The following is a 14,672-nucleotide window of genomic DNA, read 5'->3' on the forward strand; positions in this document are numbered from 1 at the left end:
CTGGCTTCACTGGAGTGTGGGGATTAGGGTTGGGGTGGATGGATGGGGTGTCGTGCTCAGCGCTCGCCAAGCACGCCAACCAGTCCCCGGCCACGGCCAGTGCATTGGTCGGCCCGCATGATGAGCATTTTTGATCGGCCTGCCTCGCCGAATTCACGTACCCCGATATGCTCGCGGCGCAGGCGCTGCGCTATAGTCACCCGTCCCCTCCGGCCCGCGCCGGCCTCGCCGACAGGCCCCCACAGGAGTTGCCATGAATGCCCCGCACGAAGCCCCACTGAGCGCCAGCCCCGGCAATCACGGCGCCGACGACGGCCGCCGCAGCGCGCTGCTGGCGGGCCTGGCGCAGATCCTTCCGGATGCCGCGCTGCTGTGGAAGCCGGAAGACACCGTCCCCTATGAATGCGATGGCCTGGCCGCCTACCGCCAGGTGCCGATGGCCGTGGCGCTGCCCGACACTGAGGAACAGGTCTGCGCGATCCTGCGCCTGTGCCACAAGCTGCGCGTTCCCGTAGTGCCGCGCGGCGCCGGCACCAGCCTGTCCGGCGGCGCCATGCCGATCGCCGAAGGCCTGGTGCTGTCGCTGGCCAAGTTCAAGCGCATCCTGAAGATGGACCCGCTTTCGCGCACCGCCGTGGTCCAGCCCGGCGTGCGCAACCTGGCCATCTCCGACGCGGCCGCGCCGCATAACCTGTACTACGCGCCGGACCCGTCGTCGCAGATCGCCTGCACCATCGGCGGCAACGTCAGCGAAAACTCCGGCGGCGTTCACTGCCTGAAGTACGGCCTGACCGTACATAACGTGCTGCGCGTGCGCGCGGTAACGATGGAAGGCGAAATCGTGGTGTTCGGCTCCGAAGCGCCGGACGCCCCAGGCCTTGACCTGCTGGCCGCGATGATCGGCTCCGAAGGCATGCTCGGCGTAGTGACCGAAGTGACCGTGCGGCTGATCCCCAAGCCGCAACTCGCGCAGGTGATCATGGCCTGCTTCGACGACGTGGAGAAAGGTGGCAACGCGGTGGCCGCGATCATCGCGGCCGGCATTATCCCGGCCGGCCTGGAGATGATGGACAAGCCCGCCACGGCCGCCGTGGAGGAATTCGTGCATGCCGGCTATGACCTCGACGCCGCCGCCATCCTGCTGTGCGAGTCCGACGGCACGCCCGAGGAAGTGGCGGAGGAAATCCAGCGCATGAGCGACGTACTTACCGCCTCCGGCTGCACGCGCATCGTGGTGTCGCAGAACGAGGCCGAGCGCCTGCGCTTCTGGAGCGGGCGCAAGAACGCGTTCCCGGCGGCGGGCCGCATCTCGCCCGACTACTACTGCATGGACGGCACCATTCCGCGCAAGCACATCGGCACGCTGCTGCGGCGCATCGAGGAAATGGAGCGCAAGTACGCGCTGCGTTGCATCAACGTGTTCCATGCCGGCGACGGCAATATGCATCCGCTGATCCTGTTCGATGGTGCGGACCAGGACGAATGGCACCGCGCGGAGCTGTTCGGCTCGGACATCCTGGAAGCCTGCGTGGAACTCGGCGGCACCGTCACCGGCGAGCACGGCGTGGGCGTCGAGAAGCTCAACTCGATGTGCGTGCAGTTCTCGCGCGCCGAGTGCGAAGCCTTCTTCGGCGTCAAGGCCGCGTTCGACCCGGCGCGCCTGCTGAACCCGGACAAGGCGATTCCCACGCTCGCGCGCTGCGCCGAATACGGCAAGCTGCACGTGAAGAAGGGCTTGCTGCCCCACCCCGACCTGCCCCGCTTCTGAACGGCACGCCAACCATGCCGCCACGCCAGACCAACGAGACCCTGCGCCAGCGCCTGGGCCGGCCCGAAGCCGGCTGGCGCGAGCGCTGGTACACGATCATCTTCGAAGCCGACACCCGCGAGGGGCGCGCGTTCGATATCACGCTGCTCGTCGCCATTGTCGCCAGCGTGCTGATCGTGATGGCCGACAGCCTGCAGGGTATCAACGCACACCTGCGCATGCTGTTCACCGTGCTCGAGTGGATGTTCACACTGCTGTTCACGGCCGAGTACGTGATGCGCATCCTGGTGGTGCGGCGGCCGTTGCGCTATGTCTTCAGCTTCTTCGGCGTCATCGACTTCATCTCGATCATGCCGACCTGGCTGGCGTTCTTCTCGCCAGAGCTGGCGTTCCTGATCGACGTGCGGCTGCTGCGGCTGCTGCGCGTGTTCCGGATCCTCAAGCTCACGGTGTACTTCGAGGAAGCCGAGATCCTGTACCGCGCGCTCGCCAACAGCCGCCGCAAGATCTTCGTGTTCCTCGGCACGGTGTTCATCATCACCGTGATCCTGGGCACCATCATGTATGTGGTGGAAGGCCCGCAGCATGGCTTTACCAGCATTCCCGTAAGCATGTACTGGGCCGTGGTGACGCTGACCACCACCGGCTTCGGCGACATGGTGCCCAAGACGCCGCTGGGGCAGTTCATTACGTCGCTGACGATCCTGCTGGGCTACGGCATCATCGCCTTCCCGACCGGCATCGTCGGCGCCGAGCTGGCGGCCAGCATCATGAAGCGCCCGCTCACCACGCGCAGCTGCACCCACTGCCTGACCGAAGGGCATGACCCGGACGCGGCGCACTGCAAGCATTGCGGCAGCGAGTTGCCCGAATACCAGAATGATCGCCCGGAGGTCCCGGGCGGCCCCGCCGGCCAACGCCGCAAAGATACCTGACCGAACCGGACCCACATGCAAGCCACTCTCGACTCCTTCCGCGATGCCGTGCGGCATGCCACCGAGACCCGCACGCCGCTGCGCCTGCGCGGCGGTGGCAGCAAGGACTTCTACGGCCAGGCCATGGACGGCCAGCTGCTGGATACGCGCGCGTATCGAGGCATCGTCGAATACGATCCGGCCGAGCTTGTCATCACCGCGCGCTGCGGCACGGCGCTGGCCGAGATCGAAGCCGCGCTCGCGGAAAAGCGCCAGATGCTGGCCTTCGAGCCGCCGCACTTCGCGGCTGCAGGACAGCCCGGTGCAGCCACCTTCGGCGGCGCCGTGGCCGCCGGCCTCTCCGGCCCGCGCCGGCAGTCGGTCGGTGCGCTGCGCGATTTCGTCCTCGGCGCGCAACTGATGGACGGCCACGGCGAGGTGATGAACTTCGGCGGCCAGGTCATGAAGAACGTCGCGGGCTATGACGTGTCGAGGCTGCTGGCGGGCTCGCTCGGCACGCTCGGGCTGATCCTGGAAGTCTCCGTCAAGGTGCTGCCGATCCCGTTCGGCGATGCCACACTGCGCTTCGCGATGAGCCAGGCCGAGGCCATCGACCGCCTGAACCAGTGGGGTGGCCAGCCGTTGCCGATCGCGGCATCGGCGTGGCACGAAGGCGTGCTGCATGTACGCCTGTCCGGCGCCACCGCCGCGGTGCAGGCCGCACGCGCACGGCTCGGCGGCGAGACCGTCGCGCAGGACGAAGGCGTGGCGTTCTGGCAATCGCTGCGCGAGCAGACGCATGCGTTCTTCACCCCGGCGCTGCAGGGACGCGCGCTGTGGCGCCTGGCAGTACCGCCGACCTCGGCGCCGCTGGACCTGCCCGGCTCGCAACTGGTCGAATGGGGCGGCGGACAGCGCTGGTGGCTGCCCGAAGCGGGTCCCGACGGCAACCATGCCGGACTCGTGCGCGGCATTGCGCAGGCGGTCGGCGGCCACGCGACGCTGTTCCGCAACGGCGACAAGTCGGCGGGCGTGTTTACGCCGCTGGCCTCGCCGCTGGCCGCGATCCATACGCGGCTGAAGGCCAGCTTCGACCCGGCCGGCATCTTCAACCCGCAGCGCATGTACCCCGGCCTCTGAGCCGCGCGCCCCGTTCAACGCCAAGGCAACCACACCCCACACCATGCAAACGACCCTGGCCGATTTTCTGCGCAATACGCCCGAAGGCGAAGAAGCCAAGTCCATCGTCGGCAAATGCGTGCATTGCGGCTTCTGCACCGCCACGTGCCCGACCTATCAGTTGCTCGGCGACGAACTCGACGGCCCGCGCGGACGTATCTACCTGATGAAGCAGGTGCTCGAAGGCAATGCCGTCAGTGAAAGCACGCGGCTGCACCTGGACCGCTGCCTGACCTGCCGCAACTGCGAATCGACCTGCCCGTCGGGCGTGCGCTACGGGCGGCTGGTCGATATCGGCCGGCAGGTGGTGGACGACCAGCTCGAAGCGCGCGGCATCCGCCGCCCCGCACGCGAACGCGTGACGCGCTGGGTGCTGCGCGAAGGCCTGACGCGTCCGGCGCTGTTCGGCACGGCACTGAAGCTCGGGCAGATGGTGCGCCCGATGCTGCCGGCCACGCTGCGCAACAAGGTGCCGGAACTGAGCAAGACCGCCGATCCCGGGCAATGGCCGCGCACGGCGCACGCGCGCAAGATGCTGTTGCTCGACGGTTGCGTGCAGCCTGCGATGTCGCCCAACATCAATGCCGCGACGGCCCGAGTGTTCGATCGTGTCGGCGTACAACTGGTGGTGGCGCGCGAAGCCGGTTGTTGTGGCGCCATCCGCTTCCACACTGGCGACCACGATGGCGGGCTCGACAATATGCGCCGCAATATCGATGCATGGTGGCCGCATATCGAAGCGGGCGCGGAAGCGATCGTCATGACCGCATCGGGCTGCGGCGCGATGGTGAAGGACTACGGCCACCTGCTGCGCAACGATCCGGCGTATGCCGAGCGCGCGCGCCGCATCTCGGCGCTGACGCGCGACCTGTCGGAGATCCTGCCCGACTTTGCCGATGCGCTGCATGCGCGCGCCGGCGCGGTGCCGCGCGACGGCCGCCGCGTGGCCTACCACCCGCCGTGCACGCTGCAGCACGGCCAGCAGATCCGCGGCAAGGTCGAAGCGCTCTTGACCGGCCTCGGCGTGGAAGTCAAACTCTGCGCTGACAGCCACCTGTGCTGCGGTTCGGCGGGCACGTATTCGGTGCTGCAGCCGGAACTGGCCTACCGCCTGCGCGACGACAAGCTCGCCAAACTGCAGGCGACCCAGCCCGAAGCCATCGTGTCGGCCAATATCGGCTGCATCACCCACCTGCAGGGCGGTACCGAAACGCCGGTCATGCACTGGATCGAACTGGTGGACAAGATGCTGGGCTGAACCGCCCCGGAATCGGGGCGGTGTGGTTGTCGCCCCTCTCCCGCCTGCGGAAGAGGGGAAAACAGTACAACCCAAGACGCCCCATGCTCCAGACCTTTGCCATCCTCCTGGTTTTCCAATCCGTCGGCGAGGTGATCAGCTACGCGCTGCACCTGCCGGTGCCCGGCCCCGTGCTGGGCATGATCCTGCTGTTCGGCTGGCTGGTCTTCGACGACCGCCTGCTGCCCATCATCCAGGGCACCACCAGCGAACTGCTCAAGCACCTGTCGCTGCTGTTCGTACCGGCCGGCGTCGGCATCATGGTCCACGCCAGTCGCATCGAAGGCGAATGGTTTCCGATCCTGGTCGCGCTGGTGGTATCGACGTGGCTCGCCATCGCCACCACCGCCGTGGTCACGCGCATGCTGATGCGCAAGGCGACCAGCGCCGAGAACAACAGCGGAGAACAGGCATGATGACGCCCCGCCTCAACGAGATCTGGGTCTACCTGGCCGCAAGCCCGCTGGTGGGGCTGACCGCCACGCTGCTGGCCTACGTCTTCGCGTTCCGCATCTATGAGCGCTCACGCTTCTCGCCGCTCGCCAATCCGGTGATGATCGCCGTCGCACTGCTGGTCACCGTGCTGACGGTTACCGGCACGCCGTACAAGACCTACTTCGATGGCGCGCAGTTCGTGCACTTCCTGCTCGGCCCCGCCACCGTGGCGCTGGCCGTGCCGCTCTACCTGCAGCTGCCCAAGCTGCGCACGCATGTGTTCCCGCTGCTGATCGGGCTGGTGGCCGGATCGCTGGTGGCAGTGGTATCGGCCGTTGGCATCGCATGGTTGCTCGGCGCCTCGCGCGAGACGGTGCTGTCGCTCGCGCCCAAGTCGGTGACGATCCCGATCGCAATGGGCGTGGCCGAGAAGATCGGCGGCCTGCCCTCGCTGACTGCCGTGCTGGTGATGGCCACCGGCATCATCGGCGCCGTCAGCGCGACCAGCCTGCTGAACCTGCTGCGCATCCGCGACTACACCGTGCGTGGCTTCGCCACCGGCGTGGCGGCGCACGGCATCGGCACCGCGCGCGCGTTCCAGGTGAACCAGGAGGCCGGCGCGTTCGCCGCGCTGGGCATGGGCCTGAATGGCGTGCTGACCGCCATCATGGTGCCGGTGCTGGCGGCGTGGATGCCGCATTGACCCTGCTGCCAGGCTCCTGACAGGACGCTGTCAGCAGCCCGCGCGCATGATGCGGACTCCTTTCCCCGTGACCCAGGAGTCCATCATGAGCAATGGCCTGATCAACTGGCTTGAGATCCCCGTCGACGATATGAAGCGTGCGATCCACTTCTACGAACAGGTGTTCGAAACGACGCTGCGCCGCGAAACCATGAGCCAGGTCGACATGGCGGTGTTCCCGAATCCCGACCCCGGCGGCGCGCTGGTAGCCGGCGAAGGCTACCGGCCCAGCCAGCACTATGGCCCGGTGCCCTACCTGCATGCGCCGGGGCTTGACGCCCTGCTCCAGCGCGTGGCCCATGCCGGCGGCAAGACCGTGTTCGGCCCGCTGCAGCTGCCCGGCGACATCGGCCGCATTGCGCATATCGCCGACAGCGAAGGCAACCGCATCGGCCTGCACGAGCCGATCGCGGGCTGAGGACCGATGAGCCGCCGCGCCGATCGCCTGTTCCAGATCGTCCAGGTCCTGCGCGGACGCCGCCTGACCACGGCTGCGCTGCTCGCGCAGCGGCTCGGGGTGTCCGAGCGCACGGTCTACCGTGACATCCAGGCGCTGTCGCTGTCAGGCGTGCCGGTCGAAGGCGAGGCCGGCATCGGCTACCGGCTGCGCGCCGATTTCGATGTACCGCCGCTGATGTTCACCGCTCTCGAAGTCGAAGCGCTGGTAGCCGGCCTGCGCCTGCTGAAGGCCTGGGGTGGCGGCGCGCTGGCGGCCGCGGCCGATCCCGCGCTGGAAAAACTGATGGCCGCGCTGCCGCCGCCACGCCGGCTGGCCGCGCAGCAAAGCCGCGTGTTCGCCCCCGAGTACGTCAACCGCGCGCAGGTGCGCGAGGCGTTCGATGTCGTGCATGGTGCGCTGGGCGCGCAGAAGCTGCTGCTGCTCGACTATTGCGATGCGGAGCAGCGCGTCACCGAACGCGTGGTGCAGCCGCTGGGATTGTTTTTCTGGGGCAATGCGTGGCTGCTGGCGGCATGGTGCACGACGCGCACCGACTACCGCAGCTTCCGCCTGGACCGCTGCCGCGCGATCAGCATGCTCGACGACCGTTTCCACGAAACGCCGGACCGCTCGCTCAATGGCTTCCTGCGCGCGGTACGGGCCAGCGGCGCCTAAGCCTCAGGCGGCAGGATCGGCGATCAGCCTCTCGATGTCCGCGCGGATCTCCTCCGGCTTGGTCATCGACCCGTAGCGCTTGTAGACCGTGCCGTCGCGGCGCAGCAGGAACTTGGTGAAATTCCACTTGATGGCTTGCGTGCCCAGCACCCCGCGCTTCTCGCTGGTCAGCCACTGGTACAGCGGATGCGCGTCGGGCCCCTTCACGTCGATCTTGGCGAACATCGGGAACGTCACGCTGAAGCGCGATTCGCAGAACTGGCCGATCTGCTGCGCATCGCCGGGCTCCTGCTTGCCGAACTGGTTGCACGGAAAGCCCAGCACTTCGAGCCCGCGCGCGGCATACGCATCGTGCAGCGCCTGCAGGCCGGCGTATTGCGGGGTAAAGCCGCACTCGCTGGCGGTGTTGACGATCAGCAGCACCTTGCCGCGGAACTGCGACAGCGGCACCGGCTGCCCGGCGAGGGAATTGGCTTCGAACTGGTAGACATTGCTCACGGCGACTTGGCTCCCGGATCTGGCGTTTGCAGGCTGCGCATCAGATCACGTTCAGGTGCTCGGTACCCGCGCCCAGGTCGGCGTCCTTCCTGGTGGCACTGTGCAGTTTGATCATCAGCCGCAGGTCGTTGAGCGAATCGGCATTGCGCAGCGCGTCCTCGTACGTGATCTTCCCGCTTTCGTGCAGGTCGAACAATGCCTGGTCGAAGGAGATCATGCCCTGCTCGCGCGATTTCTTGATCACTTCCTTGAGTTCGTGGATCTCGCCCTTGAAGATCAGGTCGGCCACCAGCGGCGTGCCGATCATGATCTCGACGGCCGGCACGCGTCCCTTGCGCCCGGCACGCGGCAGCAGGCGCTGCGAGATCATGCCCTTCAGGTTCAGCGACAGGTCGATCAGCAACTGCTGGCGCTTTTCCTCGGGGAAGAAGTTGACGATGCGGTCGATGGCCTGGTTGGCGTTGTTGGCGTGCAGCGTGGCCAGGCACAGGTGCCCGGTTTCCGCGTACTGCATCGCGTATTCCATGGTCTCGCGGTCCCGGATTTCGCCGATCAGGATCACGTCGGGCGCCTGGCGCAGCGTGTTCTTCAGCGCGATGTGCCAGGACTCGGTATCGATGCCGACCTCGCGCTGCGTGACGACGCAGTTCTGGTGCGCGTGCACGTATTCGATCGGGTCCTCGATCGTGATGATGTGGCCGTAGGAATGCGCATTGCGGTGGTCGAGCATCGCCGCCAGCGTGGTCGACTTGCCCGAGCCCGTGGCGCCGGTCACGATCACCAGGCCGCGCTTGGACATGACGATCTCATGCAGCGTTGGCGGCAGGTCCAGGTCCGCCACCGACGGAATGCGCGTGTTGATGGTCCGCACCACCATGCCGGCCTTGCCCTGCTGGATGAAGGCCGAGACGCGGAAGCGCCCGGCCTTGGGCGCCGAGATGGCGAAGTTGCATTCGCGGGTGTCGTCGAACTCCTTGACCTGGCGCTCGTTCATGATCGAGCGCACCAGGCCCAGCGCCTGCGTCGGGTTGAGCGGCTGCTGCGAGACCGGCGTGACCTTGCCGTCCACCTTGATGGCCGGCGGAAAGTCGGAGGTGATGAACAGGTCCGACCCGCGGTTGCTCACCATCAGCTCGAGCAGGTCGTTGATGTACTTGGCGGCGGATTCGCGGTCGAGCATGGCATGGTCCTGCGAAGAAGCGGCCGCCCCAAAGGCGCGGCCGGCGGGCGAGGCGCGGGCCTCAGCCCATGAAGGCGTCGGGGTTCTTGGCAATGGCCCGTGCGTCGCTGTAGCTGATCATGCTGCGCTTGATCAGGTCCGACAGGCACTGGTCCAGAGTCTGCATGCCCAGCCCGCTGCTGGTCTGCATCATCGAGTACATCTGCGCGATCTTGTTCTCGCGGATCAGGTGGCGGATCGCCGGCGTGGCGATCATGATCTCGTGCGCGGCGGTGCGGCCGTTGCCGTCACGCGTCTTCAGCAGCGTCTGCGAGATCACCGCCTCCAGCGATTCGGACAGCATGGTGCGCACCATGTCCTTCTCTTCAGGCGGGAACACGTCGACCACGCGGTCGATGGTCTTGGCCGCGGAGCTGGTGTGCAGCGTGCCGAAAACCAGGTGGCCGGTTTCGGCCGCGGTCAGCGCCAGGCGGATGGTTTCGAGGTCGCGCAATTCGCCGACCAGCACCACGTCCGGATCTTCGCGCAGTGCCGAGCGCAACGCGTTGGCGAACGAGTGCGTATGCGGGCCAAGTTCGCGCTGGTTGATCAGGCTCTTCTTGGACTGGTGAACGAATTCGATCGGGTCCTCCACCGTGAGGATGTGGCCCATGTCGTTGTCGTTGCGGTGGTCCACCATCGCCGCCAGCGTGGTCGACTTGCCCGAGCCGGTCGGCCCGGTCACCAGCACCAGGCCACGCGGCTTCATGCACAGGTCGGCGAACACCGCCGGCGCGCGCAGCTCTTCGAGCGTGAGAACCTTGGAGGGAATCGTACGGAACACCGCGGCAGCGCCGCGCTGCGTGTTGTAGGCATTGACCCGGAAACGCGACAGGCCGGCAATTTCAAACGAGAAATCGATCTCCAGGCGTTCTTCGTAGCTCTTGCGCTGGGAGTCGCTCATGATGTCATACACCATGGCGTGGACATCCTTGTGCGCCATGGGGGCGACGTTGATGCGCCGCATGTCGCCGTGAATACGCACCATCGGCGGCATGTCCGCCGAGAGGTGTAGATCGGACGCCTTGTTCTTGACTGCGAAAGCCAATAGCTGCGCGATGTCCATCTATAATGACCCCACCCGATTAATTGTTTGTACTTTTCGTACTTCTTTTTACTTCTTCTGTATGTCCGCCGGATTATGTCTGTAATTGCCGCCAACTTGCAAGCTGTGCACCGTGGCGTCGCGGCGGCGGCACAACAAGCCGGAAGAGTCCCTGAAGACGTGGCCTTGCTGGCGGTTTCCAAGACCGTCGCGCCCGGCATCGTGCGCGAGGCATTCGACGCCGGACAGCGCGATTTTGGCGAAAACTACGTGCAGGAAGGCGTGGAAAAGATCGTGGCGCTGGCCGACCTGCGCAGCCAGGTCGCGTGGCATTTCATCGGGCCGCTGCAAAGCAACAAGACGCGGCTGGTGGCCGAGCATTTCGACTGGGTGCATGCGATCGACCGGCTCAAGATCGCGCAGCGGTTGTCGGAGCAGCGCCCGGCCGGCATGGCGCCGCTGCAGGTCTGCATCCAGGTGAATATCAGCCATGAAGCCAGCAAGAGCGGCGTCGCCCCTGAAGACGTGCCGGAACTGGCGCGCGCGGTGGCCGCGCTGCCGGGGCTTCGCTTGCGCGGGCTGATGGCGATTCCCGAGCCGGCGAGCGATCCGGCCGCGCAGCGCCTGCCGTTTGCCGCGATGCGGGCCCTGTTGCAGTCGCTGCAAGCGGCAGGCCTGCCGCTCGATACCCTGTCGATGGGCATGTCGGGCGACATGGATGCCGCCATCGCCGAAGGCGCCACCATCGTGCGCATCGGCACCGCCATCTTCGGCGCGCGTGCGTAAGCGCCGCCACCGCATTCCCTGATTCCCTTCCAGCCAGAGACTGACATGCTCGAAACCCTGACCTTCGGCTTCCTTGGTGGCGGCAACATGGCCACCGCCCTGATCGGCGGCCTGATCGCGCGCGGCGTGCCCGCCGGATCGATCCGCGTGGTCGATCCGTTTCCCGATGCCCGGCAGCGCCTGGCGCGCGACCTGGGCGTGCATGCGTACGAGGCGCCGGATGCGGCCTTCGGCGCGTCTGACGTACTGGTGCTGGCCGTCAAGCCGCAGCAGTTCCGCGAAGCCGCGGCCAGCCTGCTGCCGCACCTGCCCGCGACCGGTGCCGGCAACCTGGTGATCAGCGTCGCCGCCGGCATCCGCCTGCAGGACATGCAGCGCTGGCTGGGCGGCCGCTCGCGGCTGGTGCGTGCCATGCCGAACACGCCCGCGCTATCGGGCATGGGCATGACGGGCCTGGCTTCCCCTGCGGGCTTGTCGGCGCACGACCGCGCGATCGCCACAGCGGTGGCCGAAGCCGTGGGCAAGTGCGCGTGGGTCGATGGCGATGACCAGATCGATGCCGTCACGGCTATTTCCGGCAGCGGGCCGGCCTATGTGTTCTTCTTTATCGAAGCGATGGAACGCGCGGCTACCGAACTGGGACTGAGTGCCCAGCAAGGTCGTGAACTTGCCGTGCAGACTTTCCTGGGCGCTGCCACGCTGGCTGGCGAATCGCCGGAAGCGGTGTCCACGCTGCGCGAACGCGTGACGTCCAAGGGCGGTACGACGTATGCCGCCGTGACGGCTATGCAGAGCGCGGGCATTGCCGATGCGTTCGTGCGGGCCATGCACGCGGCGGCGGCGCGTGGGAAAGAGATGGGGGAAGAGTTCGGGAAGGATTGAGCGAGCGCTCTACCCGATATCACCGGCTTCCGCATGCCGCAGGTCATCTCCCCTATCCCATTTATTGGAGAGGGGAGAAAACCTAGCGCATCGCGTAGGCCAGCGCCGTTCCTGCAAACACACAGGCACCCAGCCAGTTGTTATGGCGGAACGCTGCAAAACAGCGCATACGGTCTCGGTCGCGAATCAGGGTGTAGTGATAGCCAGCGCAAATCGCCGCTGCGACAAGCCCTGCCCAGTACGGCCATCCCAGCGACAGCATCACACCTGCCCAGGCCATCATCCCCAAAAAGACCGCGTAGCAAACCATGATCGCGGCCACATCGAAACGGCCGAACGTTATGGCTGATGTCTTGATGCCGATCAGCAGGTCATCGTCGCGATCCACCATCGCATACGCCGTGTCATAGGCGACCGCCCAGAACACATTGGCCAGCAGCATTACCCACGCCACCAGCGGCACCTGATCCTGCACGGCGGCAAACGCCATCGGAATGCCAAATCCAAAAGCGATACCCAGGTAAGCCTGCGGAATCGCAAAGAAGCGCTTGAAGAACGGATAGGTCCCGGCCACTACGGCGGCCACCACGGCCAGCCATTTGGTGAGGCCGTTCAGCGGCAGGATCAGTGCGAATGCGGCCAGCGCCAGCACCGCCGCCACCGCCAGCGCTTCCCACGCGGCAATCTTGCCCGCCGTCAGCGGCCGTTCCCTGGTGCGCTTGACGTGCTTGTCGAAGTCGCGGTCGGCGTAGTCGTTGATGGCGCAGCCCGCCGAACGCATCAGGAACGTGCCGGCAAAAAAGATGCAGAACACGCCCAGCGCCGGCGGCCCGCCGGCAGCCATCCACAGTGCCCACAGCGTGGGCCACAGCAACAGCAGCGTGCCGATGGGCTTGTCGATGCGCACCAGGCGCGCATAGAGGGCAAGACGTTCAGACATGGGAGCTCGGGGACAGGAAATCAGCACGGCAGCAGCGGGGGCGGAAGGAATCAGAAAGACAGGGAGCGCAGTGACGCTCAGAACAAAAACGCGCCGCCCCCGAGACGGTTGCGGCGCGTCGTGCCGGCATGGCAGTCAGGCGACGATCAGGCCAGCATCGAGCGCAGCATCCACGCCGTCTTCTCGTGCGTCTGCATGCGCTGCGTCAGCAGGTCGGCCGACGGTTCATCGCTGGCCGCGTCGACCAGCGGGAAGATCGAGCGCGCGGTGCGGATCACGGACTCCTGGCCTTCGACCAGCTTGCGGATCATCTCGGTGGCTTCCGGCACGCCGTCTTCTTCCTGGATCGACGACAGGCGCGCATATTCCTTGTAGGTGCCCGGAGCCGGGTAGCCCAGCGCGCGGATGCGCTCGGCGATCAAGTCCACGGCCAGGGCCAGTTCGGTGTACTGCGTCTCGAACATCAGATGCAGCGTGTTGAACATGGGGCCCGTCACGTTCCAATGGAAGTTGTGGGTCTTGAGGTAGAGGGTGTAGGTGTCGGCCAGCAGCTTGGACAGGCTTTCCGCGATCTTTTTGCGGTCCTTGTCCGAGATACCGATATTCACGCTCATCTCATTCTTCTTTGCCATGGTAAGTACGCTCCATTCTGGAAAAGCACGAGGATTGCCAAACGACCGGGCCGGACCCGGCCGAGCGGCATAGCCCCGACATTATTGCACTACCCTGCAAGCCCGGACAAACCCGGGGCCAGCCCGCCGCAGTCGAAAAACAAAAACGGCCGCTCATGGCGGCCATTGATTCACGACGTACAGAAAAGACTCAGGCGGCCTCGGCCAATTCCTTGGCGTTGAGCCTGCGCACGCCCGGCAACTCGCACGCCGCCACCGCGCTCGCCAGCGCTTCCATGGCGGGCAGCCGGGTGAAGCTCTTGCGCCAGGCCAGCACCACGCGGCGGTCCGGCACCGGCTCGGCGAACGGCACGTAGGCCAGCATATCGCCCTTGGCCTTCATGTCCGGCACCGAGGTGCGCGGCAGCACGGTAATGCCGACGCCGCTGGCAACCATATGGCGGATGGTTTCGAGCGACGAGCCTTCGAAGGTCTTCTGGATGCCGTCGGAAGCCTGCGAGAAGCGCGACAGCTCCGGGCAAACGCCCAGCACGTGGTCGCGGAAGCAGTGGCCGCTGCCGAGCAGCAGCATGGTCTGCTGCTTCAGCTCGTCCGGATCGACGTGGCTGACCTCGGCAAGCTGGTGCCCGCGCGGCACCGCGACGACGAACGGTTCGTCATAGAGCGGGCGCACCGTGAGGCCGGAGTCGGCAAACGGCTCCGCCATGATGGCGCAGTCGATCTCGCCCTGCTTGAGCAGCTCGATCAGCTTGACCGTGTAGTTCTCCTGCAGCATCAGCGGCATTTGCGGCACGGCTCCGATCATCTGCTTGACCAGCGACGGCAGCAGGTAGGGCCCGATGGTGTAGATCACGCCCACGCGCAGCGGACCGGCCAGCGGGTCCTTGCCCTGCTTGGCGATCTCGCGGATGGCCATGGTCTGTTCGAGCACGCGCTGGGCCTGGGCCACGATCTGCTCGCCCACGGAGGTCACGGAGACTTCGGACGTGCCGCGCTCGAAGATCTGCACGTTGAGTTCGTCTTCCAGCTTCTTGATCGCCACCGACAGGGTCGGCTGCGACACGAAGCAGGCCTCGGCAGCACGGCCGAAATGGCGCTCCCGCGCCACGGCGACGATGTACTTCAGTTCGGTGAGCGTCATGACTTATCAATTTTCGATAGGCGATAGATTTTACCTTCGATTCCGCAATCTGTCAGAACACTGCGCGAATGCGGCGCATG

The 14,672-nt window shown here is 66.2% G+C and carries 16 protein-coding genes; 10 read left to right on the top strand and 6 right to left on the bottom strand.

The features are described 5' to 3' along the window. Positions 1-253: 253 nt before the first annotated feature. The 8 genes from AC3FKG_RS02185 (at position 254) to AC3FKG_RS02220 (ending at position 7,449) form a co-directional block, all read left to right on the top strand. Positions 254-1,768, top strand: coding sequence for an FAD-linked oxidase C-terminal domain-containing protein (locus AC3FKG_RS02185; protein ID WP_483709193.1), 1,515 nt, complete (start codon positions 254-256; stop codon positions 1,766-1,768). A 14-nt stretch (positions 1,769-1,782) separates the two neighbouring features. Continuing rightward, positions 1,783-2,703: an ion transporter gene (locus AC3FKG_RS02190; protein WP_488742315.1), complete on the top strand. Its 921-nt coding sequence runs from the start codon at positions 1,783-1,785 to the stop codon at positions 2,701-2,703. Positions 2,704-2,718: 15 nt separating this feature from the next. Then, on the top strand, positions 2,719-3,822 hold the full coding sequence (gene glcE, locus AC3FKG_RS02195) for a glycolate oxidase subunit GlcE (protein ID WP_483709195.1): 1,104 nt from the start codon (positions 2,719-2,721) through the stop codon (positions 3,820-3,822). Positions 3,823-3,865: 43 nt separating this feature from the next. Then, positions 3,866-5,119: a glycolate oxidase subunit GlcF gene (glcF, locus tag AC3FKG_RS02200; RefSeq protein ID WP_483709197.1), complete on the top strand. Its 1,254-nt coding sequence runs from the start codon at positions 3,866-3,868 to the stop codon at positions 5,117-5,119. Between the two features lie 83 nt (positions 5,120-5,202). Continuing rightward, positions 5,203-5,574: a CidA/LrgA family protein gene (locus AC3FKG_RS02205; protein ID WP_483709198.1), complete on the top strand. Its 372-nt coding sequence runs from the start codon at positions 5,203-5,205 to the stop codon at positions 5,572-5,574. Continuing rightward, on the top strand, positions 5,571-6,296 hold the full coding sequence (locus tag AC3FKG_RS02210) for an LrgB family protein (protein ID WP_483709199.1): 726 nt from the start codon (positions 5,571-5,573) through the stop codon (positions 6,294-6,296). Before AC3FKG_RS02205 ends, AC3FKG_RS02210 begins: the two co-directional genes overlap by 4 nt. An 85-nt stretch (positions 6,297-6,381) precedes the next feature. Continuing rightward, positions 6,382-6,753, top strand: coding sequence for a VOC family protein (locus AC3FKG_RS02215; RefSeq protein ID WP_211945710.1), 372 nt, complete (start codon positions 6,382-6,384; stop codon positions 6,751-6,753). A 6-nt stretch (positions 6,754-6,759) separates the two neighbouring features. Next, the gene (locus AC3FKG_RS02220; RefSeq protein WP_483709201.1) at positions 6,760-7,449 is read left to right on the top strand and encodes a helix-turn-helix transcriptional regulator; all 690 of its coding nucleotides are present in this window, start codon (positions 6,760-6,762) and stop codon (positions 7,447-7,449) included. 3 nt (positions 7,450-7,452) lie between these two features. On the opposite strand, the gene AC3FKG_RS02225 is transcribed toward AC3FKG_RS02220, so the two are convergent. The 3 genes from AC3FKG_RS02225 to AC3FKG_RS02235 form a co-directional block, all read right to left on the bottom strand. Then, a complete protein-coding gene (locus AC3FKG_RS02225; RefSeq protein ID WP_483709202.1) occupies positions 7,453-7,947 on the bottom strand; it encodes a glutathione peroxidase in 495 nt (164 codons plus the stop codon). A 40-nt stretch (positions 7,948-7,987) separates the two neighbouring features. After that, on the bottom strand, positions 7,988-9,127 hold the full coding sequence (locus tag AC3FKG_RS02230; RefSeq protein ID WP_483709203.1) for a PilT/PilU family type 4a pilus ATPase: 1,140 nt from the start codon (positions 9,125-9,127) through the stop codon (positions 7,988-7,990). Between the two features lie 61 nt (positions 9,128-9,188). Beyond that, the gene (locus AC3FKG_RS02235; RefSeq protein WP_483709204.1) at positions 9,189-10,232 is read right to left on the bottom strand and encodes a type IV pilus twitching motility protein PilT; all 1,044 of its coding nucleotides are present in this window, start codon (positions 10,230-10,232) and stop codon (positions 9,189-9,191) included. 75 nt (positions 10,233-10,307) lie between these two features. On the opposite strand from AC3FKG_RS02235, the gene AC3FKG_RS02240 reads away from it, so the two are divergent. After that, a complete protein-coding gene (locus tag AC3FKG_RS02240; protein WP_488742316.1) occupies positions 10,308-10,997 on the top strand; it encodes a YggS family pyridoxal phosphate-dependent enzyme in 690 nt (229 codons plus the stop codon). A gap of 45 nt (positions 10,998-11,042) precedes the next feature. Continuing rightward, entirely contained in the window at positions 11,043-11,879 is an 837-nt protein-coding gene (proC, locus tag AC3FKG_RS02245; RefSeq protein ID WP_488742317.1) for a pyrroline-5-carboxylate reductase, read from the top strand. A gap of 82 nt (positions 11,880-11,961) precedes the next feature. On the opposite strand, the gene ubiA is transcribed toward proC, so the two are convergent. The 3 genes from ubiA to AC3FKG_RS02260 form a co-directional block, all read right to left on the bottom strand. Continuing rightward, positions 11,962-12,819, bottom strand: coding sequence for a 4-hydroxybenzoate octaprenyltransferase (gene ubiA / locus AC3FKG_RS02250; protein ID WP_488742318.1), 858 nt, complete (start codon positions 12,817-12,819; stop codon positions 11,962-11,964). 146 nt (positions 12,820-12,965) lie between these two features. After that, on the bottom strand, positions 12,966-13,451 hold the full coding sequence (locus AC3FKG_RS02255) for a Dps family protein (RefSeq protein ID WP_483709209.1): 486 nt from the start codon (positions 13,449-13,451) through the stop codon (positions 12,966-12,968). A 190-nt stretch (positions 13,452-13,641) separates the two neighbouring features. After that, on the bottom strand, positions 13,642-14,592 hold the full coding sequence (locus AC3FKG_RS02260; protein WP_483709211.1) for a LysR substrate-binding domain-containing protein: 951 nt from the start codon (positions 14,590-14,592) through the stop codon (positions 13,642-13,644). Between the last annotated feature and the right edge of the window lie 80 nt (positions 14,593-14,672).

Source organism: Cupriavidus sp. 22TCCZM04-2 (assembly GCF_057798895.1).

Bases quoted from the DNA above. Each gene is read 5' to 3' on its own strand.
- AC3FKG_RS02185 (WP_483709193.1), top strand. From the start codon at position 254: ATGAATGCCCCGCACGAAGCCCCACTGAGCGCCAGCCCCGGCAATCAC.
- AC3FKG_RS02190 (WP_488742315.1), top strand. From the start codon at position 1,783: ATGCCGCCACGCCAGACCAACGAGACCCTGCGCCAGCGCCTGGGCCGG.
- glcE (WP_483709195.1), top strand. From the start codon at position 2,719: ATGCAAGCCACTCTCGACTCCTTCCGCGATGCCGTGCGGCATGCCACC.
- glcF (WP_483709197.1), top strand. From the start codon at position 3,866: ATGCAAACGACCCTGGCCGATTTTCTGCGCAATACGCCCGAAGGCGAA.
- AC3FKG_RS02205 (WP_483709198.1), top strand. From the start codon at position 5,203: ATGCTCCAGACCTTTGCCATCCTCCTGGTTTTCCAATCCGTCGGCGAG.
- AC3FKG_RS02210 (WP_483709199.1), top strand. From the start codon at position 5,571: ATGATGACGCCCCGCCTCAACGAGATCTGGGTCTACCTGGCCGCAAGC.
- AC3FKG_RS02215 (WP_211945710.1), top strand. From the start codon at position 6,382: ATGAGCAATGGCCTGATCAACTGGCTTGAGATCCCCGTCGACGATATG.
- AC3FKG_RS02220 (WP_483709201.1), top strand. From the start codon at position 6,760: ATGAGCCGCCGCGCCGATCGCCTGTTCCAGATCGTCCAGGTCCTGCGC.
- AC3FKG_RS02230 (WP_483709203.1), bottom strand. From the start codon at position 9,127: ATGCTCGACCGCGAATCCGCCGCCAAGTACATCAACGACCTGCTCGAG.
- AC3FKG_RS02235 (WP_483709204.1), bottom strand. From the start codon at position 10,232: ATGGACATCGCGCAGCTATTGGCTTTCGCAGTCAAGAACAAGGCGTCC.
- AC3FKG_RS02240 (WP_488742316.1), top strand. From the start codon at position 10,308: ATGTCTGTAATTGCCGCCAACTTGCAAGCTGTGCACCGTGGCGTCGCG.
- proC (WP_488742317.1), top strand. From the start codon at position 11,043: ATGCTCGAAACCCTGACCTTCGGCTTCCTTGGTGGCGGCAACATGGCC.
- ubiA (WP_488742318.1), bottom strand. From the start codon at position 12,819: ATGTCTGAACGTCTTGCCCTCTATGCGCGCCTGGTGCGCATCGACAAG.
- AC3FKG_RS02255 (WP_483709209.1), bottom strand. From the start codon at position 13,451: ATGGCAAAGAAGAATGAGATGAGCGTGAATATCGGTATCTCGGACAAG.
- AC3FKG_RS02260 (WP_483709211.1), bottom strand. From the start codon at position 14,592: ATGACGCTCACCGAACTGAAGTACATCGTCGCCGTGGCGCGGGAGCGC.